22 protein-coding genes, 1 tRNA gene and 4 pseudogenes are annotated in these 25,379 nt (G+C 61.3%); 14 read left to right on the forward strand and 13 right to left on the reverse strand.

All coding sequences use genetic code 11. From position 1 onward, the window contains the following. Positions 1–53: 53 nt before the first annotated feature. Together RVY76_RS03960 and glyA are read right to left on the reverse strand one after the other, a co-directional pair. Positions 54–806, reverse strand: coding sequence for an alpha/beta fold hydrolase (locus tag RVY76_RS03960; protein ID WP_317376004.1), 753 nt, complete (start codon positions 804–806; stop codon positions 54–56). After that, entirely contained in the window at positions 803–2,098 is a 1,296-nt protein-coding gene (gene glyA / locus RVY76_RS03965; protein ID WP_317376005.1) for a serine hydroxymethyltransferase, read from the reverse strand. Before glyA ends, RVY76_RS03960 begins: the two co-directional genes overlap by 4 nt. Positions 2,099–2,260: 162 nt before the next feature. Here glyA and RVY76_RS03970 point away from each other — a divergent pair, with 162 nt between their 5' ends. Next, on the forward strand, positions 2,261–3,022 hold the full coding sequence (locus RVY76_RS03970) for an NAD kinase (protein WP_317376007.1): 762 nt from the start codon (positions 2,261–2,263) through the stop codon (positions 3,020–3,022). A gap of 6 nt (positions 3,023–3,028) precedes the next feature. Here RVY76_RS03970 and RVY76_RS03975 read toward each other — a convergent pair whose 3' ends face one another. Beyond that, entirely contained in the window at positions 3,029–4,021 is a 993-nt protein-coding gene (locus RVY76_RS03975) for a DUF2125 domain-containing protein (RefSeq protein WP_317376009.1), read from the reverse strand. A gap of 57 nt (positions 4,022–4,078) precedes the next feature. Between RVY76_RS03975 and RVY76_RS03980 the strand changes: the two genes are divergently transcribed. The 8 genes and pseudogenes from RVY76_RS03980 to RVY76_RS04015 form a co-directional block, all read left to right on the forward strand. Further along, on the forward strand, positions 4,079–4,621 hold the full coding sequence (locus RVY76_RS03980; protein WP_317376011.1) for a gamma-glutamylcyclotransferase: 543 nt from the start codon (positions 4,079–4,081) through the stop codon (positions 4,619–4,621). Positions 4,622–4,689: 68 nt separating this feature from the next. Beyond that, on the forward strand, positions 4,690–5,868 hold the full coding sequence (locus RVY76_RS03985) for a biopolymer transporter ExbB (RefSeq protein WP_317376705.1): 1,179 nt from the start codon (positions 4,690–4,692) through the stop codon (positions 5,866–5,868). A 4-nt stretch (positions 5,869–5,872) separates the two neighbouring features. Further along, positions 5,873–7,843: a peptidoglycan -binding protein gene (locus RVY76_RS03990; protein WP_317376012.1), complete on the forward strand. Its 1,971-nt coding sequence runs from the start codon at positions 5,873–5,875 to the stop codon at positions 7,841–7,843. Between the two features lie 1,430 nt (positions 7,844–9,273). Continuing rightward, a tRNA-Ser gene (locus tag RVY76_RS03995) sits at positions 9,274–9,363 on the forward strand. Positions 9,364–9,818: 455 nt separating this feature from the next. Continuing rightward, positions 9,819–10,061, forward strand: coding sequence for a hypothetical protein (locus tag RVY76_RS04000; protein WP_317376013.1), 243 nt, complete (start codon positions 9,819–9,821; stop codon positions 10,059–10,061). A gap of 79 nt (positions 10,062–10,140) precedes the next feature. Next, the gene (locus tag RVY76_RS04005; RefSeq protein WP_317376016.1) at positions 10,141–10,578 is read left to right on the forward strand and encodes a hypothetical protein; all 438 of its coding nucleotides are present in this window, start codon (positions 10,141–10,143) and stop codon (positions 10,576–10,578) included. Continuing rightward, positions 10,556–10,807 (forward strand): annotated as a pseudogene (locus RVY76_RS04010) (P27 family phage terminase small subunit); the annotation flags it as partial. The gene RVY76_RS04005 and the pseudogene RVY76_RS04010, both read left to right, overlap by 23 nt. Positions 10,808–10,914: 107 nt before the next feature. Continuing rightward, positions 10,915–11,302: pseudogene (locus RVY76_RS04015) on the forward strand (IS5/IS1182 family transposase); the annotation flags it as partial. A gap of 257 nt (positions 11,303–11,559) precedes the next feature. Here the strand turns inward: RVY76_RS04015 and RVY76_RS04020 are convergent. After that, positions 11,560–12,618: a fatty acid desaturase gene (locus tag RVY76_RS04020; protein WP_317376017.1), complete on the reverse strand. Its 1,059-nt coding sequence runs from the start codon at positions 12,616–12,618 to the stop codon at positions 11,560–11,562. A gap of 762 nt (positions 12,619–13,380) precedes the next feature. Here RVY76_RS04020 and RVY76_RS18665 point away from each other — a divergent pair. Further along, the gene (locus tag RVY76_RS18665) at positions 13,381–13,593 is read left to right on the forward strand and encodes an IS3 family transposase (protein WP_410796018.1); all 213 of its coding nucleotides are present in this window, start codon (positions 13,381–13,383) and stop codon (positions 13,591–13,593) included. Between the two features lie 155 nt (positions 13,594–13,748). Next, positions 13,749–14,156: pseudogene (locus RVY76_RS18670) on the forward strand (hypothetical protein); the annotation flags it as partial. Between the two features lie 271 nt (positions 14,157–14,427). On the opposite strand, the gene RVY76_RS04025 reads toward RVY76_RS18670, so the two are convergent. The 9 genes from RVY76_RS04025 to RVY76_RS04065 form a co-directional block, all read right to left on the reverse strand. After that, positions 14,428–14,952 (reverse strand): DUF421 domain-containing protein, encoded by a 525-nt coding sequence (locus RVY76_RS04025; RefSeq protein ID WP_317376019.1) that lies wholly within the window; start codon positions 14,950–14,952, stop codon positions 14,428–14,430. A 305-nt stretch (positions 14,953–15,257) separates the two neighbouring features. Then, positions 15,258–15,455 (reverse strand): hypothetical protein, encoded by a 198-nt coding sequence (locus RVY76_RS04030; RefSeq protein WP_317376020.1) that lies wholly within the window; start codon positions 15,453–15,455, stop codon positions 15,258–15,260. A 444-nt stretch (positions 15,456–15,899) separates the two neighbouring features. Then, positions 15,900–16,751 (reverse strand): glycosyltransferase, encoded by an 852-nt coding sequence (locus tag RVY76_RS04035; protein WP_317376022.1) that lies wholly within the window; start codon positions 16,749–16,751, stop codon positions 15,900–15,902. Then, positions 16,748–17,326, reverse strand: a complete 579-nt coding sequence (locus tag RVY76_RS04040; protein ID WP_317376023.1) for an SAM-dependent methyltransferase — start codon at positions 17,324–17,326, stop codon at positions 16,748–16,750. Before RVY76_RS04040 ends, RVY76_RS04035 begins: the two co-directional genes overlap by 4 nt. Continuing rightward, positions 17,323–18,015 carry a PIG-L family deacetylase gene (locus RVY76_RS04045; protein ID WP_317376025.1) on the reverse strand — a complete coding sequence of 231 codons (693 nt, stop codon included), beginning with the start codon at positions 18,013–18,015 and terminating at the stop codon, positions 17,323–17,325. The genes RVY76_RS04040 and RVY76_RS04045 overlap by 4 nt, the downstream gene beginning before the upstream one ends. Beyond that, a complete protein-coding gene (locus RVY76_RS04050; RefSeq protein WP_317376027.1) occupies positions 18,012–18,992 on the reverse strand; it encodes an acyl-CoA dehydrogenase in 981 nt (326 codons plus the stop codon). The genes RVY76_RS04045 and RVY76_RS04050 overlap by 4 nt, the downstream gene beginning before the upstream one ends. A gap of 237 nt (positions 18,993–19,229) precedes the next feature. Beyond that, complete coding sequence (locus RVY76_RS04055) at positions 19,230–19,967, reverse strand: Crp/Fnr family transcriptional regulator (RefSeq protein WP_317376028.1); 738 nt, start codon at positions 19,965–19,967, stop codon at positions 19,230–19,232. Between the two features lie 594 nt (positions 19,968–20,561). Continuing rightward, complete coding sequence (locus tag RVY76_RS04060; RefSeq protein WP_317376030.1) at positions 20,562–21,785, reverse strand: trehalose-6-phosphate synthase; 1,224 nt, start codon at positions 21,783–21,785, stop codon at positions 20,562–20,564. Then, positions 21,748–22,680 (reverse strand): IS5 family transposase, encoded by a 933-nt coding sequence (locus RVY76_RS04065; protein WP_317373939.1) that lies wholly within the window; start codon positions 22,678–22,680, stop codon positions 21,748–21,750. The genes RVY76_RS04060 and RVY76_RS04065 overlap by 38 nt, the downstream gene beginning before the upstream one ends. Before the next feature lie 67 nt (positions 22,681–22,747). Between RVY76_RS04065 and RVY76_RS04070 the strand changes: the two are divergent. The 3 genes and pseudogenes from RVY76_RS04070 to RVY76_RS04080 all read left to right on the forward strand — a co-directional run. After that, positions 22,748–23,014: pseudogene (locus RVY76_RS04070) on the forward strand (IS5/IS1182 family transposase); the annotation flags it as partial. A gap of 216 nt (positions 23,015–23,230) precedes the next feature. Next, on the forward strand, positions 23,231–24,268 hold the full coding sequence (locus RVY76_RS04075; RefSeq protein WP_317376032.1) for a Gfo/Idh/MocA family oxidoreductase: 1,038 nt from the start codon (positions 23,231–23,233) through the stop codon (positions 24,266–24,268). Beyond that, on the forward strand, positions 24,255–25,325 hold the full coding sequence (locus RVY76_RS04080; RefSeq protein ID WP_317376033.1) for a Gfo/Idh/MocA family oxidoreductase: 1,071 nt from the start codon (positions 24,255–24,257) through the stop codon (positions 25,323–25,325). The genes RVY76_RS04075 and RVY76_RS04080 overlap by 14 nt, the downstream gene beginning before the upstream one ends. Positions 25,326–25,379 lie beyond the last annotated feature (54 nt).

The following is a 25,379-nucleotide window of genomic DNA, read 5'->3' on the forward strand; positions in this document are numbered from 1 at the left end:
GGTCTCCGTTGAATGATTTCGCACGTTAACCGCAGCGGCGAGGCTCGGGTTCCTCACGCATCGAGGAAGAGGCGGATCGACGCTTCGACGTCACGCGGTTTCTCGGCGTGCAGCCAGTGGCCGGTGCCGGGAATCCAAACGAAGCGTGCTTTCGGGAAAAGTGCGCGGATGTCATCGGAATATTCGGATTTGACGTAGTCGCTGTCGCCGCCTGACAGGAACATGGCCGCGCGGGGGAAGGTCGCGTCGATCGGCTGCCAGCCCGTGATCTCTTCCATCCGGGCCTCAAGGACGTCGAGATTCATCCGCCAACGCCCCTCGCGCACGTCGAGAGACTGGAGAAGAAACGCTCGTACGCCCGCGTCGTGAACATGCACGGCGAAGGCGTCGTCGGCCTCTTTCCTCGTGGAAATCTGCGACAGGTCGAGCGCGCGCATCGCATGAATGAACTGCATCTGCGAATGGCTGTAGGCGACGGGAGCGATATCGGCTACGACGAGGCGGCGTACCTTTTCGGGATGGTGCAACGCAAGCGCCATCGACGCCTTGCCGCCCATCGAATGGCCCAGCACGTCCCATTCCTCTTCACCGATGATTTCGGCCAGATCGCCGGCCATCGCTTTGTAGGAATGGTCGTCGTCCCAGAACGAGTCGCCGTGATTGCGCATGTCGACAGTGACGACGCGGCCGCGATCGGACAGGCGCTTGGCGATCACGCCCCAATTGCGGCCCGTGCCGAACAACCCGTGCGCGACGAGGAGGGGGCGGCCCCCCTCGCCGAAACTCTGCGTGGCGAGGCGGTTCACAGGTCGGGATAGATCGGGAAGCGGGCGCAGAGATCCTCGACCTCGGCCTTCACGCGGGCCTCGACTTCGGAATTGCCGTCGGCACCGTTCTGGGCGAGGCCGTCGACCACCTCGGTGATCCAATCGCCGATCTGGCGGAACTCGGGCTCTCCGAAGCCACGTGTGGTTCCGGCGGGAGAGCCAAGACGGATCCCGCTGGTGATGGTGGGCTTCTCGTCGTCAAAGGGGATGCCGTTCTTGTTGCACGTAATGTGCGCGCGGCCCAGTGCGTCCTCGGTCGCGTTTCCCTTCACGCCCTTGGGGCGGAGATCGACGAGCAGGAGATGCGTGTCGGTCCCACCCGTCACGATGTCGAGCCCGCCCTTCATCAGCTGATCGGCAAGGGCCTGCGCGTTGGCGATGACCTGCGCCTGGTAGGTCTTGAAACCGGGCTCCAATGCCTCGCCGAAGGCCGCGGCCTTGCCTGCGATCACGTGCATGAGCGGCCCGCCCTGGATGCCGGGAAAGATCGCGGAGTTGAATTTCTTGGCCAAGGCCTCGTCGTCGGTGAGGATCATCCCGCCGCGAGGTCCGCGCAGCGTCTTGTGCGTGGTGGTCGTCGCCGCATGGGCATGCGGGAAGGGCGAAGGGTAGTGTCCCGACGCGACGAGGCCGGCGAAATGGGCCATGTCGACGAGGAGGTAGGCCCCGACGCTGTCGGCAATCTCGCGCATGCGGGCGAAGTCGATGATCCGTGGAATGGCCGATCCGCCGGCGATGAGCATCTTGGGCTGATGTTCGGTGGCAAGGGACTGGATCGCGTCATAATCGATCGCCATGTCCTGACGGCGGACACCGTATTGCACTGCGTTGAACCACTTGCCCGACAGGTTCGGCTTGGCACCGTGGGTGAGGTGCCCGCCGGCATCGAGGCTCATCCCCAGGATCGTGTCGCCGGGCTGGAGCAGCGCGGTGAAGACACCCTGGTTGGCCTGCGATCCGCTGTTCGGCTGAACGTTGGCGAAGTTGCAGCCGAAAAGCTTTTTGGCGCGGTCGATCGCGAGGGTTTCGACCACGTCGACATACTGACAACCGCCGTAATAGCGCCGCCCGGGATAGCCTTCGGCGTACTTGTTGGTCAGCACCGAACCCTGCGCTTCCATTACCGCGCGGCTCACGATGTTCTCGGAGGCGATCAGCTCGATCTCGTGCCGCTGACGGCCGAGCTCGTGGTCCATGGCCTCGGCCAAGGCCGGGTCGCGGTCGGAAAGGGCGCTTGTGAAGAAGCCTTCGTCGCGGTGCGGAGCGTTCATGGCAGACATCCTTTCGAGATCGGGCAGGGAATGCTTTCGCCCCATAGCGCAAGGACCCTCGCGACGGAAGAGAAGATGCACGCAGGTCGGATTCGGGGGCGCTTGTCAAACTGTCGTCGCGCCGTCACGTTGAGCGCGACCAGTGGGGGAGAAGATCCCGGGATGTATGAAAAGATCGCCTTCGTCGCGTCGCGCTCGGAGATCGCCCAGAAAGCCATGGAGCGGCTTTGCCTCAGGTATGGCCAGACGGATCCCGACGGGGCCGACGTCATCGTCGCGCTCGGCGGCGACGGCCACATGCTCCACACCCTGCACGCGACCGAAGCATTGCCGGCCCCGGTCTATGGCATGAATTGCGGAACGATCGGCTTTCTGATGAACGAGTTTCAGGAAGACAACCTGATCGACAGGCTCGAGGCGGCGGAAGTCGCGCGGATCAATCCCCTTTCCATGGAGGCCAGGACGACAGGCGGACAGACCTTCAGGGCCCTCGCCATCAACGAGGTCTCTCTTCTCCGGGCCGGGCCGCAGGCCGCGAAGCTCAGGATCAGCGTCGACGGACGCGTCCGGATGGACGAGCTGGTCTGCGACGGTGCGATGGTGGCGACACCCGCAGGGTCGACGGCCTACAATTACTCGGCCAACGGTCCGATCCTCCCGATCGGCGCGGAGGTTCTGGCGCTGACGGCGATGGCGGCATTCCGGCCGCGGCGCTGGCGGGGCGCGCTCCTCCCCAAGAACGCGAGCGTTCGGTTCGACGTGTTGGAGCACGAGAAGCGCCCGGTCATGTCGGATGCGGATGGCCAGTCGGTGCGCGAGGTCGCCAGCGTCACGGTCCAGAGTGAACCTTCGATCACGCATCGCATCCTCTTCGACCCGGGACACGGGCTCGAAGAGCGGTTGATCCAGGAGCAGTTCACCTGAACCGCGTCAGCGTCCGACCCCGATGCGCGGCGCGGGACCCAGCGGTATGGGCCCAAGCATCATGTCGCCGTCGGCGAAGCGAAGGGGCAAGGTCACGCGGCCTTCGGTGCCCGATCCGCCGAGAAACGAGAGTCCCTGAGTGATCATCGCGGCGCGGTTCCCGGGAATGAGGCCGGCGGCGACCGCGACCTCGATCGCGCGATCGACATTCTCGAGGGTCAGGTCGATATCGCCCATGGGCAAGCCGTCGGCACCGATCTCGATCAGGCCCTCTCCGTCCAGCCCGATCCCGCCCCAGTCGAGGGCGAGGTCGTGTAGGTCGATCTTATCGATCCGAGGCTGATTGCCGAGCGCGTGACGGTCGATCGGGGCCGCGAAGTCGAGCGTCGCATCGACACGGAGGACCTCGATCGGGCCCAGTCCCGTCGCTTCGATCCGGCGACCGATCTGTTCGGGCAGGACAATGCCGGTCGCACTGAGACCGATGTTCTGGTGACGTGCATCCGGCGCACCCGGCGGGATCCGGGTCGCAAAACGCAACTCGTCCATGGAAAAGTCGATGCCGTCGCTTTCGATCAGCAGATCCTCGATCACGAAGGCCGAATGGTCGAGTGGCAGGTCGGGCGAGGTCCGGAAAGTGACCGATCCACGGGCATCCTCGTTCGTCAGCCTTACAACCTGACCGCCGCGATCCAGGGAGATCTCCGGCGGGAATATCGCGATGATCTCGTTCGGCTTGTAGCTGAGGGCGAGGATCTGGAAGAATGGCATCGTCAGGCGATCGCCATCGGGGGCTTGGATCTCGAGTGCGTCGAAGCTCGTGTCGAAGCGATTGGGAAATCCGCTGATGCCCCTATCCGCCGCCTCGATGCGCCATCCCTCGGCGCGAAGTTCGTCCAGGGCGGCGTCGATCCCCCGATCCAGAGCCGCCGCGCCAACGAACCAGTAGCCCGACCAGACGATCGCGGCCGCGACCACCACCAGGATCACCTTGCGCATGAAAACCGTCCTCTTTTCAATGGGCCGCGCATCGTGTCTATAGGCGGTATGGAACGCATGCCAGAGAAGATGAATGGTCCGATCTGGGTCTTCGGCTACGGCTCGCTGATCTGGAATCCCGAATTCCCGGTAGCCGAACGCGTCGTCGCGACGCTTGCCGGGTATCGCCGCACGTTCTGCATGCGCTCGATCCACCACCGCGGAAGCGTGGCGAAACCCGGCCTTGTCCTCGCGCTCGACGAAGATGCAGGGGCATCCTGCCTCGGCGTGGCCTTTCGGGTGGAGGGCGGCCACGAGACGGAAACGCTCGCAGCGCTTCGGGCACGTGAGTTGATCTCCTCGGCCTATCTCGAGCGGGTGGCACCTGTGACATTGTCCGACGGACGGCGCGTCGAGGCGCTGGTCTACGTGATCGATCCCGACCACGAGCAATATTGCGACCTGCCGCTCGAAGAGCAGGCCCGCATCATCGCCGGGGCCACCGGCGATCGGGGACCCAATGACGAGTATCTCCTGAACACCGCATCGCATCTCTCGGAGCTTGGGATAGGAGATGCCGAACTCGACTGGCTGGTAGAGCGGGTCAAAGCGCTGGGCTAGGTATCTTTCCCTCGGGATGGCAATGGCTTATGCTGCGAGGTTATGATCAGGATCGGAACGTTTCGATGATGCCAGAGCCGGACCGCGCGGCCGAGCCGAATTTCTCGCAACCCGTGCGTCAGATCGTAAGCATGATCGTCGTGCTGATCCTCGTGGCGATCGGCACCTATTTCGCCTATCCCCGGGTTGCTCCGGTCTTTCTCGCCAACCCGCTGCTGAACGGGTTCATCCTGATCGTTTTCCTGATCGGGGTGTTCACATGCTTCTGGCAGGAGTTGCAGCTGATCCAGTCGGTCAACTGGATCGAGGGATTCGCACGCGACACGCCCGGTCATCAGGCGACGCGCGCGCCGCGGCTGCTGGCACCCCTGGCCGCGCTGCTGCGTACGCGGCGCAACCTGCAGATATCGCCGACCTCGGCGCGCTCCATCCTCGAATCGGTCGCCACGCGGATCGACGAGGCGCGCGACATCACACGATACATCGTGAGCCTGTTGATCTTCCTGGGGCTCCTCGGGACATTCTATGGCCTTGCCACGACGGTTCCCGCCATCGTCGAGACGATCCGCGCACTCGCCCCGGTTGACGGAGAGGACGGGATGGACGTCTTCGGGCGGCTGATGGGAGGGCTCGAATCGCAGCTGGGCGGAATGGGAGTGGCCTTCGCCTCGTCGCTTCTTGGGCTTGCCGGATCGCTTGTCGTCGGACTTCTGGAACTCTTCGCGAGCCATGGCCAGAACCGGTTCTATCGCGAACTCGAGGAATGGCTGAGCCTGATCACCCGGTTGGGTTTCGCCGGGCCCGAGATCGATGGAACCCCCGGAAATGCCGGCGTCGTGGCCGCTGCGATGGAGCATATGTCAGGGCAGATGGACCGGCTCGAGGCACTCTTCGCGCGGTCGGACCAGGCCCGATCTGAGGTCGATGCCCGGCTGGGGGAGCTCTCCTCCGGTATTTCCCGGCTCGCCGACCGGTTGGAGGCCGAGGCAGCGCTCGGCCCGGCAATGGAGCGTCTGGGACAGGGACAGGATCGTCTTGCAGAAGCTCTCGAGACGGCGGGCGAGGGGGGACCTATCGATGCGGAAAGCCGGATGCGGTTGCGGTCCATCGATGTGCAGCTTTTGCGTATCTCCGAGGAACTCGCTGCAGGTCGGCAGGAGGCGACGGCCGAACTAAGGCAGGAATTGAGGCAGATGACGCGGGCGATCGCGCGCGGCGGGCGATCCGAGACCAGCATGAGGGAATGACCCCATGGCGCTGAGCAGACGTGCCACGCGCAGCGTGAACGCCGCGATCTGGCCGGGCTTCGTCGACGCGATGACGGCGCTCCTTCTCGTGATGATGTTCCTCCTTACGATCTTCATGGTCGTGCAATTCGTCCTGCGGGAGGAAATATCGGGCCAGCGCAGCCAGCTTGACACTTTGGCGAGCGAGGTATCGGGACTGAGCGCTGCGCTCGGACGGGCGGAGGAGCGGGCGCAGGCCCTCACAGACGAACGAGATGCGCTGAGGTCGAGGTCCGAGGCGCAGTCGCAGAGGATCGAGGAGCAGGGGGGGCGGATCGCGAGCTTCGAGGAGCAGGTTGCGTCGCTCCTGACCGCGCGGGACACTGCGCGCCAGCAGGCCGCGAGCCTCGCCGAAAGCGAGGCTCGCCTTATTTCCGACCAAGAAGCGTTGAACCTCGCGCTTGCGCAGGCCCGCGACGAGATCGACGCCGCTGCAGAAGAGGCTCGCTTGGCTGCCGCCCGGCGTGAAGCACTGGAAGCATTGACAGCTGATCTGCGCGCGGATCTGGGAGAAGCCGAGGGGGAAGCGGCGGAACTCGTTCAACGGGTCAATAGTCTCGAGACATCGCTGTCCGACGAGGAAGCGCGGCGTGTGGTCGAAGCCGCCGCGGCCGATGCGCTGCGCGAACGGCTTGCGAATTCAGAAGCCGAACTGTCGGCGATGACCCTCGCGCTCGAGGAAGAGCGTGCGAGGGCGGAGGAAACTCTGACGCTGCTTGCTGCGGCGCGAAGGGCCGAAGAGGATCTCGACGAACGGCTGACTGCTGCGTTGATCGCGCGAGATGGCGCGCGGAGCGCCCAATCCGAGGCCGAGGAAGAGCGGGACCGCAGCGCGGAATTGCTCGCTGCGGCTTTGTCGCGAGAGACGGAGCAGGACCGGGAGCTTGCCTCGATTGCCGATGCGCTTGATCAAGCCCGTGCAGCTAGGCTGAGCTTCGAAGGTGATCTGGAGGCCGCACGGGCCGCACTTGCCGAGACCGAGGCCCGGGTCGAAGCCTTGCGCGAGGATGCCGGCCGCGAGGCCGATGAGCGCGATCGTCTTGCGGCCGCGTTGGTCGAAGCGCGCGAGGAAGCCGCCGCGCTCGACGCGGCAGCGGAAAGCCGTGCGAGCGATCTGCGCGCGCAGCTCGAAGAGGCGTTGGCTCTGAAGCTCGCGGCCGAGAACCGCGCTGCCGAGCGGATGAGCGACGCCGAGCGTCAGGCGGCTCTGCTCGCGACCGCGAATGCCGAACTTCGTAACGCCGAGACTGCGGGTGCCCTTGCGGAGCGGGAGATGGAAGCGCTGAATCAGCAGGTCGCGCGGTTGCGGGAAGACGTGGCGACGCTGAGTGAACTTCTCGATCTGGCCGAGACCGAACGGGAGGCGCAGGATATCGAGATCGACACGCTCGGGGAAAGGCTCAATGCGGCGCTCGTCCGGGAGGCCGAGGAACAGCGTCGACGTGCCGAACTCGAAGCAGCGGAGCGCGAAAGGCTCGAAGGGTACCAATCGGAATTCTTCGGACGGCTGAGAGGCCTCCTTGAGGATCGCGACGGGGTGGAGATCGTCGGCGACCGCTTCGTGTTCGATAGCGAAGTCCTGTTCCCGTCAGGCTCGGCTGACCTTTCGGCGGCGGGCGAGGGGCAGGTCGCGCAGGTGGCCGCTCTGCTCGAGGACGTCGCAGGCGAGATCCCGGATGGCATCGACTGGGTCATCCGCGTGGACGGCCATACCGACGATGTGCCACTGCGCGGCAGCGCCTCGTTCGCCGACAATTGGGAATTGAGCCAGGCACGGGCCCTTTCGGTCGTGCGCTTCATGTCCGATGAGTTGGGCTTTCCGGCGGATCGACTGGCTCCGACGGGTTTCGGAGAATTCCAGCCCATCGACACGGCAGGAACTGCCGAAGCCCGTGCGCGAAACCGCCGGATCGAGCTGAAGCTGACCGAGCGCTAAGGTTCGAGACTCTGCGTCTCACGCTTCCCGGAGAATTCACACGACTCACCGACTTGTTCGCAGACGCAAAGGTACGATTGCTGCCTTTGGAACTGGGCTCTCTCTGCGTCCGTTCGGACTGAAACGCAGCAGGGCTCAAATGTCCCAACTGTTCGTCTCTATTTTGCATACAAGTGGCGGCTTCCTGCTGCCATGAAAGATGCCGTTAGATCGAGAACGACTGGAGATGCGTCACCATGCGTGACGCCGAGCGAAGGGTCCATCTAGCCAATGAATGTTTGAAACCTAACTCATGCAATCTGGGTGCGTATTTTCAACGACAACGCCCGACTTAGTTTGCCTAGCTTCGCGATCTATCACGGTAATTGCCGAACTGTGGCCTTCAGAATCACAGAGATCGACGAACCGAAAAGGGGGGTCATTTCGTTTATCTACATATTTCGAGGTACTTCCTTGTTGGGCCTCTGTCCTCGCTCGGTCAAGTTCGATGGTGCTAGGCACCAATCAGAACTAAATAGGGTCTCGGTGCCCAACAGGTAACTGCAACTTCGCGAATTTCTGCGCGCAGATGATGGCGGACCTGACTGCCCAATCGAGTGAGAAGACCATCACTATTTGAGTCTTGAGATCCGCGGCAAGCGTTCGGGTAAACCTGTTCGGTATCGAAAGGACCTTTGCTACGCATCCAGCCTCGGCGCAGAATTAGGTGCTTGTCGTCTCCCTGAAGGATAGGTCAACTCGGGGGAGGCTTTGCAGCTGGGTGGGGAATTTAAAAATGCCCGGCTCAAGATGGATCGTGTATCTGCCTGCGGCAAGCACGTTGCAGTAAAATCTAGCCTAGCGACGTCGTCGGATGCCGGACCCACGATCGAAGAAAGTCCCAGCATATTGAACGTCCCGAGCGGGCTCACTTGCGAGTATCCAGCGATCCGGGCCGCCCGCGAGCCGAACTCCGCCAAGGTCGTCGCGCCATATCAGGTCTGACAAGGGGCGGAAGTTCAGGGTGACTATAGTCAGGATCTAAATCGCGGCTATCGGCATCCGACGCGCGTTCATTGAGCCTGGAGTCTTTGGGGAACCGGCTAGCGCAAGAGCCACGATACGATGTTCTGCCATGCGCGGCTGAACGGCGAGATATTGTACAGCTGAGCAGTAGTTGCAATCGGGATCGAATCCTGACGCGTTACGACGGAAGATACTTGTATTGCCGCTTGGCTACGAGCCCTCTCGGACCACCACTTGGGCAGGGGCCGGATCCGCCATCCCCATCCGCGCCGCAGTCCAACCTGACCATGGTGCCAAAACTGCAATGCACCGAGATCAAAACCGGGCTATCCAATGAGGGCAGTTTGAAAAGCCGGGTATTTCCGTGGATCAGCCCTCATCCGTGCCTTGCATGAGCGACGGAACTTCGCTACGCGGTCCCTCACGGAGCGGTGGCCGAGTGGTCGAAGGCGCACGCCTGGAAAGTGTGTAGGCGGGAAACCGTCTCCAGGGTTCGAATCCCTGTCGCTCCGCCACTTGCCCGCGCGAAAGCGTTCTCCCGATCCGGCCGCAGCCGGAATTTTTCTCTTGTTTTCGAGGGTTATGCAGGAGGGGCTAAACACCACCATTGCTTCACGAGGCCCGAAATCGGTCTCTCCAGGCGGATATTCTCTCGACCCGATGACTTTGCTGATTTGGTGAAGTCTTTCTAAGTGCCTGTTCGGCGTAGTGTTTTCGACTGGCCAACCTAAACACTTCGATGGGGGTCGCTTTCGACCTGATGGAACGTGGCTCCAGCCTTCTCCAGCGATCAAGCAAGTCGCAGTAATTGATTCCTTCGCTCATCGGAGATCGTATGATCCCAGCTTGAGCCTCATACTTCATCTGCGGCAAAGTGAGCGGGAACCGGTTTGGTTCAGTCTCATCCAGCGTTCCGAGACCGGTGAGGCCCGCCATGTGCAATCTTTACAGCACGAGCAAAGGTCAGGCGGTGATCCGCGATATCGCCGGGGCGATGACGGATCATACGGGCAACCTCGCGTCCATGCCGGCATTCTTCCCCGACCAGTCCGCCCCGGCGGTGCGCCAGGGCAAGCACGGTCGCGAGCTTGCGAAGATGCACATCCCCGGCGACGTGGCCTATGTCTGGCACGGGGCGCTGCATGCCGGAACCATGGCCGAGAGGCTTATAACGACCGGCTTCGAGATCCGGGCGCAGATCGTCTGGCCCTGATCTTCACGCTTGTCTCTCTCGTGCGCAGCTATGTCCTGCGGCACATCTTCGACGCCGTGACCCGCGGGCAGCGTGGCTGATGGGCCGGCCGCTGATCAGCCTGACCTCGGAGCAGGCTCGCGAGGTCGAGACGCTGGCGGTCCTTCTGAGCCAGGACCAGATCGCCGATTACTTCGGCATCTCCCGCAGCACCTTCCACGCAATCTGCTCGCGGGAGCCGGAGGTTCTCAAGCGGTATAAAAGAGGAAAGGCCAAGGCCATCGCGCATGTCGCGAACGGGCTGCTGCAGAAGGCGCGGGCGGGCTGCATGACCTCGTCGATCTTCTATCTCAAGACGCCGGCCGGGTGGCGCGAGACCGCGGAGATCCACCACAGACCAGCAGGCCCGTCCTTCGAAGAGCTGAGCGATGCGGAACTTTTCGCGCGCTTTGCCGAACTGATGGAAGAGGTGGAAGGATTGCTGGTCGAAGCCTCCATCGTGCAGCATGATCCCGATGGATGGGAGGAGGACCCGTGAGACGAGGTCGCAAGCCGACCCCCGGGCCTCGCCGGAGCTGAGAGAGGGCGGGTTATCGCGATGTCCCGACCATCTCGATGCCACGGCGCGCAAGGAATGGCGCAGGCTTGCCAGGCCGCTCTTCGAGGCGGGCATCCTCACGGTGGCCGACCGGGCGGCCTTCGCGGCCTATTGCCAGTCTTGGAGCCATTGGGTGGAGGCCACGCGGAAGCTCGGGGAGACGCCACGGCTCATCCGGACCCCGTCGGGCTACGTGCAGCAGAGCCCGTGGATCGGCATCGCCAACAGGCAGCTGGAGCTGACACCAATACGGCGAGAAGAGCGAGCAGTCGGAGCATGCTCGACCAGATTCCCAACGACGAGCGGATCGACACGGTTGCGGCCGACGGTGCCTGTGACACCCGCCGCCGTCAGACGGCCATCACCGAACGGCGGGCCATCCCGATCCGGAAGGACGGCGCGCCTGGAAAGCAGACGCCCCGGCGGCGAAGTTTCGGAACGAAAGGCTACGCGCCAAATAGCGCTTCGATCGCGCATTCCGGAAGCATTGGACCGGATACCACGCTCGAAGCCGCGACGAAGCAAAGATGCGAGGTATAAAGGCCTCCGGCGAACGCATCGTCGCCGAGACCCTGACCGCCAGACAATCGAAAGCCACATCCGCATCGCACTCGTCAACCGCGCCAACGTCTCCAGTACCGCCAGCATCGTCCGCGCGGCATGACGTCAGCGGGGAAAGAGGACCCCTGCTTCAGGCGTGGGGTCCGCAACAATGCATACGCGATCACTTAGGATGGCTGCTTCTGTGCGGAGCGCGTCACTAGATTGATCGGTCGCACTGCACCGTATGCCAAAATTACTCTGTGACGCTGGCCCATATCGTCGTCATCGCCACAGTACTTGTCGCACCACGAACTGCAGTAGAGTCTAGGTTTCACTCGCGGCGGGATCGGCCGCAAAGTCAAAGCTACTAACGTAGCATTACGAAAACGCCGCTGGGTCGCTGACGCTCTGGCTAGGTGAAGCTGTGAACGCGTCGCTCAGCGTTACCAAGCGGCGGCGGTCTTCATCCCAAAGTTTGAGGCGTACGCTGCGCAGGCTCTCGAAAACTGTCAAACGCTGTGATTGGTCTAGATCCGGATGGTCGCGCAAGACCGACGGAAGACGATAGAATGGGATACGGCTGTTGAGATGGTGAATATGATGCAGTCCAATATTGGCGGTCAGCCAGTGCAGCGGTGCCGGAAGATCGTAGTGTGAGCTGCCGTGCAGCGCCACTTCGTGCAAGTCCCAGTCTGGCTCATGTTGGTAGAGCGTGTCCTCGAACTGATGTTGGACGTAAAACAGCCAGATGCCCACTGTCGCGGCAAAGAGGGTCGTCGGAAGGAATAGGAGAAGAACCGGTTCGAGGCCTCCAAAGGCAACCATGACCCCCAGGGAAAGGGCCACCGCGAGGTTCGTTCCCATCGCGCTGACCCAGTACTGCCAGCCGGCAGTCATCAGTCCGAGCGGCAAGCGGTTCTGGAAAAGGAACACCCAAGCCGGGCCTAGACCGAATAGGACGACGGGATGACGGTAAAGACGGTAACGCAGGCGGCCGAGAGGGGACTGCTCGCGATATTCTGCCGCCGTCATCGTGTAAACTTCGCCCGGTCCCCGTCGCTCGAGATTGCCAGCAGCTCCGTGGTGCACGGCGTGGATACGACGCCAGACGTCATAGGGCGTCACGGTGAGCACCCCGAGCGCGCGACCGACCCAGTCGCCAAGCGTCTTGTCGCGGAAGAGGGAGCCGTGACCGCAATCATGCTGGATTACAAAGATCCGCACGAGGAATGCACCATTGAGAATCGCGATCGCAAAAGCGAGCCAGTGGTTGATCGACAGCGCCCACCAGCCAAGAGCCCAGAGCAGGACGAATGGTCCCATTGTCAGGGCAATCTCTGCGAGACTGCGGCTGTCCGAAGGTTCGCGGTATTTTGCGAGTATCGGAACCCATCGCCGGGCTTCCCCAGTTGCATCGGTACGGTTGTGACTGGTCATGAAAATGGACTCCGATAAGGGCCTCGAGGCTGCTGGGCCCAAACGGCAACGGGAAAGACAGCCTGAGCCGCGCATCCTCAATCGTGCGAAGCTTAGGCTCGAGGAACTCTGTTACCCTGTATCAAGGGCGGGTCGATACCGCAGGAGATAACAACGGAGCAGCAAAATCGAAAGGGAACTGCCGACGATCAAGTCGAACCGCGTTCCAGCTCCGGCGAACGGATTGCCGACATTGACCTACTGCACAAGCACTCTCTGGGAAGTTTGGTTCAAAATTCTGAAATCCGCTGCTCCGAGGCGGCCATGTCGGCTCGGTGTAGGAAGCGAGAAGCACGGGGGGCCTATACCGCTGATCTAAGAGCCGATCGTATTTAGAACCTCCTGTTCAACATTTTAGACCGTTAAGTGGATCTAGACCGGATCAACTATATCTGTTTCGAACGGTAGCGGAGGCTGGACGTACCTGCTCTAGATACCCCCACGCTCCGCTTGGAGAGGAGGAGCAAACGGGAGGAGATCTTATCCATGTCTCGGCAGGTTGACATGCTGGTATCGCCGGGCCGATCGGCATCGGATGCGGTTCGGTTAATCGGGTGAACGGAGTTCGCCTGTTATCGATGGCGCAAAGCGTTCATGGGCTGAAGACCAGTGAAGTGAAGCGTTTGAGGGGCCTTGAGAAGGAGAACGCACGTCCGCGAAAGGCGGGTTCGGATCTGACGCCTGAGAATCTGAGCCTGCCGGGGGTGGGGAGGCCCACGGCCGATCGCCTTAGGAAGCTTCCAAGCTCCGCTCGCCAGCCAGTCCGGGCGCTACGGCTATCGCTGGATCGCGGCAATGTTGCGAGATACCGGTTGGGCATTGAGCGTGAAACGGATCGAGCGGACATGGCGGCAGGACGTCGGCGGATCAGGAAAGGCCGCTGTGGGGCGTTTCCCCGATGAAGCTGAAGTGCCTGCAAAACGCTATCTTGGCTGAACGAGGGGCCGTGCAAACGTTTTCGCTCCGAGCGGTCGAACCACGTCCCCCTTTTGGGGATCTTCGCTCGCGCAGGACTCCGCCGGGCTGCGGGATACTTCGACCTCGCTGAGAGCCGGAAGCGCAAGGGAAGGACGTTCTGAGTACTTACCGTCGTCGACGAATTCACCCGGAAGCGCGTGGTCATCAGGATCGACCGCAAGTTGAAACCGACTGACGTAATCGATGTCCTGACCCACCTGTTTATCCTGCAAGATGTGCCGGGTCATAATCGTTCGGACGATAGTCCGGAGTTCATCGCCAGGGCAGTTCGGGACTGGACTGGCGCAGTGGGGGTGAAAGCGGTGTTCGCCGATTCGGGCAGTCCGTGGGAGACTGGCGAATGCGGAGCTTCGACGCGAAATTCCATGAAGCGTTGCTCAATGACGGAACCGACTATTCCCTTGCCAAGGCCCTGTGGAAATCGACGCGCGGAAGGTCCATCGAAACGTCGCCCGGCCTCGCTTGTTGTTGGACTATCGACCACCAGCTCCGACGACAGAGCAATGATCTTTACGCGATGATAGACCTGCACAGTATCTATGTCATTATGTAGTCAATCATCTAACGAGATGTTTTAGCGGGGATCTCTCTAGAACATTTAGTGGCTATTCGGCGGTTTTGCCTGTTTAGTTCCATGCTTTGGGTTGATCCAGTGCCCTTTAAAGCAAGGATCAAGGGTCGTCTGTTCTCAGAGGTGCGACCCCCGCGTAGTTCAAGGCGGCACTTCGACGGGTCGTCGGCGTCCGTCTTTCGCAATCATACTAACCGCAAAAGATATGGATGATCTTTCGTTCAGTTCGAAATTTCTACCCCCGAGCGGCGCAAAGCGTGGGCGGTACCGTTACTTTCACCGGTGAACACTGCAATGTCTCCGGAGGGTTCGAGCACCATTGCGGTAATGTCATCCAGTCGCTCGATCCCATGCTGACGCATTAGCATCAAGATCTCGTCGCGGACGATACGCTCGCGACGCATGTTCGCGCCCTGCAATTCGCCCTTGAAGACCAGAAGCGTGGGAGACGACTTGACCATATTCCGGATCGTTTGAGAGCGGATGACGGCGAGCGAAATAAGATAATCGATGCCGATAATAGAGGTAAGGCCAAGCGCTGCATCGACGAACTTTACCCGTTCCAAAACGATGAACGACGCGAGGACCGAGCCGACGGTGAAGGTAAGGATCATGTCATACATGTTGAACTTCGCAACCGTTCGCTTGCCCGCGACGCGCAAAAGGAACAGAAGAAGGGCGAAGCCGAGGGCGGCAGAAGCCGGAATATGCCAAAGGGGTCGGTCCCCATCGAGAAAGAAGTTCATTTCCGCTTATCCTATTGAACCAACTGAGTTTCCCGAAATGTAATGCCGACAGCGGCAATGGCCTGCAAATTGCAAAGGTTGTCGCACCAGACCTCACGGATGGGTATCACAGCAAGGTCGAAGCAATTGAGGGCCCGGTAAGCCAATCGGGTCCTTAGTGGTGCGTTCGTTCATTTTGGGGGCACGGTTGCTCCCGGGGTATTCTGAGTTCTGGAACGTGTGCCTAAGGATCGGCTGAGTCGCGAGCACTTGAATACTACGGCGGCCCATTGTTGGACCGCCATTCGTCAACACCGTCTTCGGTGTCAGCTCGGCGAGTAGCGTGTTACGGAATTTTGGGAGCGGGTACAGTTGTCGTGCCTCTTGCGTTTTAAGGACGGTACCGCCATACCGGCTTCTATCCCGTCCAGTTCCTTAATAACAGGAACCCATTGCTGCCGGTGCGTCGTATTGCGCGCGGTCAGATTAGAAAGTACGTTCTGCATTCCGGCAACGTCGGTCATCTTCTGCAACTTCCATGACAAGACTTAGCCGGGAAATCAGTTATTGCATTCGCAAGCAGGTCGGCGGCAATGTTGCCGGTGCCATAGATATGGGACATGTCGAACGGTACGCCATTGGCGTTAATTGGCTTGGCCGAGCGTCCAGATGACAGCACCTGTCGCAGGTTCAACTCCCTTAGATCCTGATGAAATAGGATAACGCAAGTGGACCCCGGCCGGGGTCATCGGTGTCGTTAGGTTGAGAGCGACTACATGGCTTGGGAGTCAATGCGCCTGAGTTCCTCGGCAATCGTCGTTATAAAAATGTCGCAATAGTGCCTTCCAACCCGCTAAACCATGGCGTGGAGAATGAACTGCATCGCTGTTTGGGTCTCGCCGTTGGATTTGCCGATGACCCGCTAAAGGTACCTGGCAAAAGCCGAACCGGGTCTGGCCACCCGGAACTCATATCGCAGTTTGCCTGACCGCGAGTACATCGCATACACCCTCGTAACGCGCAGGAAGTGCAGGCCACGCACTGGGAGGCAGCAGCATAGCAAGACGATGCTCGAGTGCTGAACATTCGTCATCAAGAGCCGCAGTTTCAGCAGATAAGTCGGCACGCGTGCGCGCGGCAATGGTTGTGGCCATCCCCCCGGGCGCACGGCCCCGAAGGCGGCAGGAGGCGACCACGACGGCATCCCAAGGTCGCGCCACCCGCAACCTTGCAGCCGACAGCGCGACGGCCATGCGCCGATCCTCTTCCCGGGGGAGAGGGGCGATCCCGCCCGAAGCCCGGTACGCATCCGGCCGCCATGCGATCAGGGCACCGGGGCTCTGGCCATGGCATGGGGTCGGGTTCCAAGGAAGCGCCGCCATAATGCCGTCGATGAGCGCACGGAGAGAATCGCGCCGATCTTCGAGGAGACCGTGCTGCCGTACCGCCGCGGGCAGGTTCGCGAACTCGCCCGCGTCAGGCACCACGCGCCCGAAGGCGGCTTCGGCGTCGTCCAGCGCACGGGCAAGGACTGTGGCCGTGCCATGGGCCAGGGTACAGTCTGCGTCGGTAGTCATGACCCAGGATGGCCGTCGCAGGAGGGCTATTTCGAGCCCGATGGCGCGTGCTTCACCTACACCTCCGGCGAGAGGGGGCGTCTCAATGACGAAGGCTCCGTGCTTGTGGGCCACCGCCGCCGTCGCGTCGCGGCAGCCATTGGCGACGACGATCGCCGTCACGCCTTCGCGGCGCAGAGCCGCCAAAGCCGCGGGCAGGCGAGCGGATTCATCACGCGCGGGGATCACCGCGATCACGTTCATGGCGATGGCAGGGGAAGGGGGGCGAAGACGGCGATGCGGTAGCGTCTGTCGGTCTCGACCGTATGGGATTGGCGTTGCGTCGCGTTCGAATATTCGGCGAATGCATCCTCGCCGCTGAGCAGGTGACCAGTCGGACCGCGCCACGTGACCGTCACCACGTCGGCACGTGGCCATGCTGCGTCGATGCGTCCTGCAACGTCTCGGATCGCGTCGGCCGCAAGGAAATAGAGAACCTCACTCAGCAGCACGAGATCGTGCATTGTCCCGGGCAACGGGCATGGCAGGAACCCCTCGACGAAGAGACCATTCGGCACGACCTTGCGTGCCGCTGCCAACGCTGTCGGTACGGCATCGAGGCCGGTATAACTAAGACATCGTGGTGCGATGCGACGGGAAAGCTCACCGTTGCCACAACCGAGTTCAAGCGCGCTTTCGTAATTCGATCGGGGCAGGGCATTCAAGACTGCCGCAAAACGTTCAGCCTCGAAGCTTGATGAGCGGAAGTTCCATGGGTCGTCCGTCTCGGCATAGAGGCCCAGCAGGTGCGCCCGCCCCGCAGCTACCGGGGCGGTCATGCCGATACCGGTACAAAGAGCTCGGCTTCGCTGATGAAGCGTTCGGCAAAACCCGGTGGCATCTCGAATCCGTCGGGATCGTCGGTGACTACGAGGCCCATCTGGCTTCGATGCGCGGCAAGCGCCCGACGCTTGGCATCCCGGCGCTTGGGCAGATCCAGCCGCAAACCCGGCAGATCTTTGCCCGCCTCCAAGGCACTCCAGCGGGACCAGACCGGATAATGCCAGAGCTGCAAACCGGTGCGCCAAACGCCAACCCTCGCTGCCGCTTCCGCGCCTGCTTGGTGGTCGCAATGGGGATCGTCCGGTGACGGGAAGAGGAGTGTGTCTACACCCAGTCGATCGCATAGTCCTGTCAGGACATGCGCCAGATCGGCACCCGGCCCGTAAAGCCTGTGCAACGCCGCATCGGGAAAGCCAAGCCATGTCACGTCCCGGGCAGGCGTTCCGCCGAGCCGGCGTACGGCTTCAGTCAGTTCGCCATGCCGTACCGCAGCAAGGCGCGCGTGGGGCCAGAGCAGAGAATGCGGATGGGAGGCCGCGCCATCAGTCAGGCATACGACATGCGTGAAACGCCCTTGCGCCCATCGTTCGGCGAGCAGCAACCCGCATCCAAGTGACTCGTCGTCGGGATGCGGGGCCAGTACGAGGAGTGGTGCTTCGCCCTCCAACAGATCCGCGAGAGTCATCGGAGCGCCTCCAGCCCGGTTTCCGTGACAGTCCGGACGGCGCGATCGAGCTTGGCGTCGGGCGCGGCCTGACGCAGGAACAGCGACAGGTCCCGCCGCATCCGGTCGAGCGGATCCCGAATGTCCTGAGCGGCCATACCGAGCGAACGTTCACAGAGCGCAAGGATACGGGTGCAGGCGCTTTCCACGGCTTCGCGCGCGAGAAGGCTATGCGCCACCGCCCGCTCGACGGCTTCTGGGGGCGCGTGACTTGCTGCTTCCACCGCTTCGGCTGCCGCTTCGACCACGGCGCGGGCAGCCGTCGCATCGGCCATGGCGCGACCCAAACGGTTGCGCTGAATGGGATCGTCGAGGCGTTCCATCCGCCGTAGCATGTCAGTCCAGCGCGCGATGAGGCCCTCCGCGCCGCCCACATGCGCCGCACAATAGCGCCAAACCCCGCCTTCGAACCAAGGCTCGGTCATCAAAGCTCCAGCCTTGCCGATGCATTCCGCCTCCTCAAGGATAATCCCCGTGGCGTCAAAGCCGCCGGATCGGGTGGCACGCATGGCGGAAGCCGTCCATGCGTCGTGGTCGTAGCGATTTGGGTCGTCTGCTGGGGCCAGGAACATCCTTATGGGGGCGTCCCGTGTCGCGCGAGCAGTCAGGACGGCGAGGCCGACATGGCCGAGACCCGACGCGTAGCGCTTGCTTCCAATGAGTGCGAAGCCGCCCCCGCCATGGTCCCGCCATTCGAGCGGTTCGGGACCTTCGGCTCCCCATACGCCAAGTAGCACGCCACGGCGCACTGCTGTCCGCATCGCTTCGCGGACCTGGCGGTCGCCATGTATCTCGACTAGGACAGCCGCGTTGACATGCCCCTCGACGAGCCGCGCGAGCGCTAGGTCGGCAGCCCCGATGACGCGTAGCAGGTTCGAAAGCGGACGGGCCGTCCCATGCGCCCACCCGAGACCGTGTCCTTCGGGCGAAGGTAGCACGGCACGCAGTGTCCCCCTCTCGCGCAGCAAGTCCAAGGCGGCGGACAGGTCCGGCAGATCGTGGGTGGTGGTATTCTGGGAATTCCTCAGACGATCAAGCGATCGAAACAAGCTGGCGACGACCGCGTCAACGGCGACCGGCTCGGCAGTATGGTGTACGGGATACATGCATCCTCCCGCCCGAACGCGACGGGCATGAATAGCAGGTAGGTCGCCTCCATCCGTAACAAGCGGTCGTTAAACTAGTTTACGTGCCTGTAGCTCGGCGTTGTGAAGTTCGAGGTAGGCCGGGTCGAAATCGGCGAAACGTGCCAACCCCTCGGGGTTCGGCAAATGGATACGTCCGCCGGCCCATTCGAGAAGACCTTCGGCGCGCAGATCCCTGACGGCGTGGTTCACATGCACAACCGAATAGCCCAGCACCTGGGCCAAGCCGCGCTGGTCCAAGGGCATCGCGAAAGTGGATTCTCTCGTCAAACCCACAGCTGCGAGGCGTGCGTGCAACTCGCAGATTAGGTGGCCGATCCGTTGCGTGCCGCGGAGCGCCGCCCGCGTCACGATCCAAACGCGGTGCATCTTTGCGTCGATAAGTGTGGCGCGCCAGAGCAGGCGCGCGAGGCGCGGATAATCTCGGGTCAGTGCTTCGAGGTGATCGCTCGCGACGAAGTCGATCATGCAGGGCCCTATGGCCACGATGTCATGATCGAGATGATCGAGCAGGAACGAGTGCAGATCCACGAAGTCGCCGGGCACGTGGAGCGCGCTCACGACACGTTCGGTCCGCCCTACTCGGTGGACCCGCATTGCCATGCCATCCACCAGCATGCAACTTCCTTCGGGTGCAAGCCCTTCGGCAACGATCCTTTCGGCATGGGCATAGGTGCGCCGTTCGACCGGCATGTCGCGCAAGGCGGTGCGCTCTTCCTCCGACAATGCATTTCTGCGCGCGAGATGTGTTTCGAGCTGTTTCGTCATGACCAAATGGGAACCCTTACTCTTCTGTAACAATCGTTCTATCGAATCTGGCAGGTCACGACGGCGATGTTCTAAGCCCCATCGTCAGCGGATACGTCGAGGGACTTGCGATAATAGAGAGGCCGACCTTCCGGTTTGCCTCTGACGGATGGCTCAATGATTGCCGATGTGACTGAGATTGGTCTCGGGAAGCTCGCGAGCACAAGAGAATAAATTGCTTTATCCCTGACTGGGTGTCCTTGGAGAGAAACATTCATATCGCAAGCGCCGCCAGAACTCGAGAAACCGCATCGTGATCATATTCCTCGGACTTAAGACCACTCATAGAGTTTGTGGGCCTTAGCTTGATTGCGCGGAGACTATTTCGTCAGCCGCCGTGTATGCCGCCCCAGTCATTCTTTGCTTTGAGGACCAAGGAGTCAGGAGCGTAACCAAAACTCTTCTTGCGCGCAGGCCGTGACCTTCGGCCCGGCCGGGACTATCGGATATCTGGAAGACGTCGGGATCCAAAAACAAAACTCGGGCGAAACCAGGCATTCGGGCAGTGAAGTGGTTCGGAAGGGGGGCAGGGATCTTCGCGCTGTCGGATACGACTCATCCATTAGGTGCTGCCAACTTGTCGACGAAGCGCGCCCCCCAGACAAAAACGTCGGTATCGCGGACGACTTCCATCAGTGCGGCATGGCGCTCACACCGTTCGTCGAGCGGCATAGAGAGACCCTGTTCAATTGCGTCGGCGACTTCTTCGGAATCATGGGGGTTGACGATCAGAGCTTCGGTCATCTGCTCGGCTGCCCCGGCCGACCGCGACAGGATCAAGACGCCCGGATCCTGAGGATCCTGTGCGGCTACGTATTCCTTGGCGACAAGGTTCATGCCGTCTGCGAGAGGTGTCACCAATCCGACGGAAGCCAGCCGATAAAGGGGCGCGAGCGTCTCGCGTGGAACGCTTCGTACGATGAGCCGGATCGGCGTCCAGTCGATCTCGCCGTACTGCCCGTTGATGCGTCCTGTCAGTGCCTCGAGCTCGCGTGTGATTTCCTGATAGGAGGCGATGACCTCGCGCGAGGGGGGCGTGATCTGGATAAGCGTGGCGCGTGGCAAAGAAGGGTCACGCGCTTCGAGGAACTTTGCGAACCCACGTATGCGATGGGGGATTCCCTTTGAGTAGTCGAGCCGATCCACGCCGATGATCATTTTGGCACCCGCCCGGATATGTACTGGGTCATGGGAAAGCGGCGTGCTTGCGACCGAAGTGAATGCTTCGCTGTCAATTCCGATCGGGAAGGAGCGAACTTCGAACTTTCGGTCTCCGAGCTTTACCCGACCGTTGAAGAGCAACTCTCCGCAGGCATGACCGCGATATACTTCGAGGCAACGCGCGACATCCGCTTCTGTCTGGAGACCAACCAGGTCGTAGGAGGCGATCCAGCGATAGAATTCGTCGCGCTCGTTGAGGGATGCGATGTCCGAGGATGTGGGGAATGGGATATGGAGAAATAATCCCAGACGGGCCCGGACGCCCAACCGTCGCAGCTCGTAGGCAAGGGGGAGGAAGTGGTAATCGTGGATCCAGATCAGATCCTCGGGGCCGGTAATCTCTGCGAGCATTCGGGCGATCCGCGCGTTAACAGCAAGATAACCCTCGGCAAAGCGCCGTTCGAGTGCGAGGAGATCCGTCCGATGATGGCAGAGCGGCCAGAGAACGGAATTCGCATATCCGAGGGGCATTGTTGCAGAACTCACGCTTGAGGCATGACTTCCCCTTCCCCCGCTGAGGTTATGCGACGCGAACGATCTCGGCAGTGCCGAGGGCATTGAAGCGGTTCATGAGTGCGACGCGAATGTGGATCTCGGCGGTTTGGCGGTCAGGGTCTCTTGCGGCTATGCGTTCGCCGAATGCTTTGAGGCATCGCATTTTCGCCTCCACGCGGCTGCGTGCGTGGTATCCGGTCCAGTACTTCCAGAATGCTCTGCCGTAATGCTTCGTGGCGCGCAGCGTCTCGTTCCGCGCCTTCGCTGCCGGGCCGTCTTCCTTCCAGGCGCGCCCGTTTCTCCGGATCGGGATGATCGGTGTGGCTTGCCGGTCGGCGATAGCAGCATGGCAGCGACGTGTGTCGTAGGCACCGTCGGCGGTCACCGTGCCGATCTGCTCGTCCTCGGGGATCTGGCCGAGTAGCTCGGGTAGGATCGGGCTGTCGCCATCGCGGCTTGGAGTGAACTCGACGGCCCGGATGTCGGAAGTGGCCGTATCCATGGCGAGATGCACCTTGCGCCACTGACGACGGCCTTGGGCGCCATGCTTGCGCGCCTGCCACTCACCGTCGCCGAGGAACTTGATGCCCGTGCTATCCACGAGCAAGTTGAGCGGGCCATCGGAGCAGCGATACGGGATCTGGACCGCCAAGGTCTTTTGCCTGCGGCACAGGGTGCTGAAGTCGGGGACGGACCAGTTCAGCCCCGCCAACCGGAGCAGGCTGGCCACCATACCGGCGGTCTGTCGCAAGGGCAGCTTGAAGAGAACTTTGACCGACAGACAAAACTGGATAGCGGCATCTGAGAAGACGGGTGGACGTCCGAGCCGACCTTTATGCGGCGCCAGCCAAGCCATCTCCCGGTCTATCCAGATCAGCATTGAGCCGCGCTTGCGCAAGGCAGCGTTGTAGCTGGACCAGTTCGTCGTGCGGTAGCGGGCGGGGGAAGGCTTGCTCATGCAGCCCGTCTAACCAACTGGATTCACGCTGTGAATCGCCCGCAGACAGAGTTCTGCAACAACGCCCGCCCACTGGCCCTTGGGGAACCGAGGATACGACGAGGACTGATTCCGCGAAGACCTGATTAAAAGATGATAACGCCCTGCATCCCAAGGCGGAAGTCGCGTGATACACCAATGAAATACGACAAGCGCCGCTACCGAAAAGGCAACCGGATCGAGATCATGTTTGGGTGACTGAAGGACCTGGCGGCGCGCCGCAACCCGCTGCGACAGAAGCACCACGGTCATCCTCTCGGCGATCACCCTCGTTGCTGTCATAATCATCCTCCTCTGTCGCCGCTGCGCAATCGATCCAAGTATGGTCCGTTTGTGTAAGAGATACAGGAATGCGTTGGACCTTTAATGTGGAGGCTGCTTCGACGTTACCAGAAGGTAGGAATTGGGTTCTAACTTGGAAGAATTTTTGGAATACTAGCCTTCGACGTTGAGCGACAAATGATCGATGATTTGTCGCACTAAATTGATCGATAAGAACAAAGGGGGGAATATGCTTGGAGTAGGCATTGTCGGGGCCGGGATGGTTGCCGATGTGAACTGGCGGGCGCTCAGGGATCTCGATGATCTCGTAAGTATTGTCGGAGTGCATAATCGCAGTTCGGAAAGGTTGAAGAAGTTCTGTTCGGAACGATCGCTCGAGCCGTTCGAAGATCTCGACGACCTTCTGGGTCATCCCGACGTCGATGTCATACTCGTGCTGACCCCGCCCAACGCGCGGCGCGAGATCGTTCGGAAGGCAACGGAAGAGGGAAAGCATATTTTGCTGGAGAAGCCGATCGAACGGGATCTCGACGCCGCGACGGATCTTGTGGAAACAGCCGAGAAGGCCGGCGTAACGCTCGGGGTCATCTTTCAGCATCGCTTCAGGGAAGCCTCGGAAGAGCTTCGTCGGCAGATCCAGGCAGGGCGGCTCGGAAAGCTGGTCTGCGCGATGGTCGAGGTGCCTTGGTGGCGCCCACAATCCTATTACGACGAGCCAGGGCGCGGAACCTACGAGCGTGACGGTGGCGGCGTTTTGATCAATCAGGCAATCCATACGCTCGATCTCATGCTGTCTTACACGGGACCGGTCTCCGAGGTCTCGGCGCTTTCGGCAACGACCACCCTTCACGATATGGAGGCCGAGGATTTCGTTTCCGCTGGGATACGGTTCGCGTCCGGTGCGGTCGGATCTGTCGTTGCAACGACGGCCGCCTATCCGGGTGGTTCGGAATCTATCACCCTGCAGTTCGAGAACGCTTCTCTCAAGCTGCAATCGGGAACGCTGACAACGTCCTGGCAAAATGGAGAGGTCGAGACGTTCGGTGAAACCGCCACGACGGGCGGTGGTGCCGATCCCATGGCGTTCCCGCACGATTGGCATTCTTCGGCTCAGCGCGATTTTTTCGTAGCCGTCGGGGCTGGCCGCCAACCGACCGTGGACGGGGCCGAAGCACTCAAGGTGCATCGATTGATCGACGCGATGACACGGTCGTCGTCGGAAGGACGCACGATAATATTGGAGGATACGAACCTTGAGCAAGGATGACATCGTCATCGGCGTGGTCGGCATCGACCACCGTCATATCTATGGAATGCTCGAAGGAATGCTTTCGGAGGGAGCCACCTGCAAGGGATGGTGGACCGAAGGCGAACCGCAGACCATCGAGGGGTTCGTAAAGAGGTTCGGTGAGATACCAAGGGTCGAGGATCGAGAGAGCCTCCTCAAGGATCCCGATATCGACATGATCCTGATTGCATCTCCGCCCCACGAGCGAGCGGATCGGTCGGTCGAGGCGATGGAGAACGGCAAGGACGTGATGCTCGACAAGCCGGGCTGCGTGAAGCTCTCCGAGCTTGAACGCATTGAGGAGACGGTTGCCCGGACGAAACGGATCTGGTCCATCGACTTCTCTGAGCGCTTCGAGGTTCCGGCCGCCTACAAGGCGCTGGAAATCGTCAGGACCGGCGTATTGGGGCGAATCGTGCAGACGGTTTCGGTCGGACCGCATCGCCTGAACGCGCCGACGAGGCCTGACTGGTTCTTCGACAAGTCTCTTTATGGAGGGATCCTGGGGGATATCGGTACGCACCAGATCGACCAGTTTCTCGCTTTCACGGGGTCGACGGAGGCCGAGATCGTCAGTTCGACAATCGGCAACTTCGCCAACGAGGACCACCCCGATTTCGAGGATTTCGGCGAAGTCTTGTTGCGAAGTGAACATGCGCAAGGTTATTTCCGGGTCGACTGGTACACGCCCGACGCCCTGCCGAACTGGGGGGACGGGCGTCTCTTTGTCCTTGGCACCAATGGGTACATCGAACTTCGCAAATACGTGGATGTCGAAGGGCGGCCGGGGACGGATCACCTCTTCATGGTAACCAACGACGAGTCGAAATACATCGACTGTGCGGACGTCGAGCGGACCTATTTCTCCGACCTGAAGCGCGATGTCATAGATCGGACTGAGCATGCAGCGTCCTTCGAACATACCGCAACCGTCATGCGGCTTGCATTGCAGGCCCAGGCGGAAGCGCACGTTCGTTGGGGACATGGCATCCGAGGGCGATCCGAACCTCTAAGGGTTCGCGCAAGGGTCCGTTAGTTGTGCCAGCACAGCCAGCATGGAAGGTCTTCGGATTTTTTCCTGAAGATCCTT

Origin of the sequence: Palleronia sp. LCG004, from assembly GCF_032931615.1 — a bacterium.
Lineage (GTDB): Bacteria > Pseudomonadota > Alphaproteobacteria > Rhodobacterales > Rhodobacteraceae > Palleronia.

Excerpts from the sequence above, each read along its gene's own strand:
- glyA (WP_317376005.1), bottom strand. The coding sequence starts at position 2,098 with ATGAACGCTCCGCACCGCGACGAAGGCTTCTTCACAAGCGCCCTTTCC.
- RVY76_RS04005 (WP_317376016.1), top strand. The coding sequence starts at position 10,141 with ATGGGCCGGCCGCTGATCAGCCTGACCTCGGAGCAGGCTCGCGAGGTC.
- RVY76_RS04075 (WP_317376032.1), top strand. The coding sequence starts at position 23,231 with ATGCTTGGAGTAGGCATTGTCGGGGCCGGGATGGTTGCCGATGTGAAC.
- RVY76_RS03985 (WP_317376705.1), top strand. The coding sequence starts at position 4,690 with ATGCCAGAGCCGGACCGCGCGGCCGAGCCGAATTTCTCGCAACCCGTG.
- RVY76_RS04025 (WP_317376019.1), bottom strand. The coding sequence starts at position 14,952 with ATGAACTTCTTTCTCGATGGGGACCGACCCCTTTGGCATATTCCGGCT.
- RVY76_RS04065 (WP_317373939.1), bottom strand. The coding sequence starts at position 22,680 with ATGAGCAAGCCTTCCCCCGCCCGCTACCGCACGACGAACTGGTCCAGC.
- RVY76_RS04030 (WP_317376020.1), bottom strand. The coding sequence starts at position 15,455 with ATGACCGACGTTGCCGGAATGCAGAACGTACTTTCTAATCTGACCGCG.
- RVY76_RS04055 (WP_317376028.1), bottom strand. The coding sequence starts at position 19,967 with ATGACGAAACAGCTCGAAACACATCTCGCGCGCAGAAATGCATTGTCG.
- RVY76_RS03975 (WP_317376009.1), bottom strand. The coding sequence starts at position 4,021 with ATGCGCAAGGTGATCCTGGTGGTGGTCGCGGCCGCGATCGTCTGGTCG.
- RVY76_RS04040 (WP_317376023.1), bottom strand. The coding sequence starts at position 17,326 with ATGACCGCCCCGGTAGCTGCGGGGCGGGCGCACCTGCTGGGCCTCTAT.
- RVY76_RS04020 (WP_317376017.1), bottom strand. The coding sequence starts at position 12,618 with ATGACCAGTCACAACCGTACCGATGCAACTGGGGAAGCCCGGCGATGG.
- RVY76_RS04045 (WP_317376025.1), bottom strand. The coding sequence starts at position 18,015 with ATGACTCTCGCGGATCTGTTGGAGGGCGAAGCACCACTCCTCGTACTG.
- RVY76_RS03990 (WP_317376012.1), top strand. The coding sequence starts at position 5,873 with ATGGCGCTGAGCAGACGTGCCACGCGCAGCGTGAACGCCGCGATCTGG.
- RVY76_RS04060 (WP_317376030.1), bottom strand. The coding sequence starts at position 21,785 with ATGCCCTCGGCACTGCCGAGATCGTTCGCGTCGCATAACCTCAGCGGG.
- RVY76_RS03980 (WP_317376011.1), top strand. The coding sequence starts at position 4,079 with ATGCCAGAGAAGATGAATGGTCCGATCTGGGTCTTCGGCTACGGCTCG.
- RVY76_RS04035 (WP_317376022.1), bottom strand. The coding sequence starts at position 16,751 with ATGAACGTGATCGCGGTGATCCCCGCGCGTGATGAATCCGCTCGCCTG.
- RVY76_RS03970 (WP_317376007.1), top strand. The coding sequence starts at position 2,261 with ATGTATGAAAAGATCGCCTTCGTCGCGTCGCGCTCGGAGATCGCCCAG.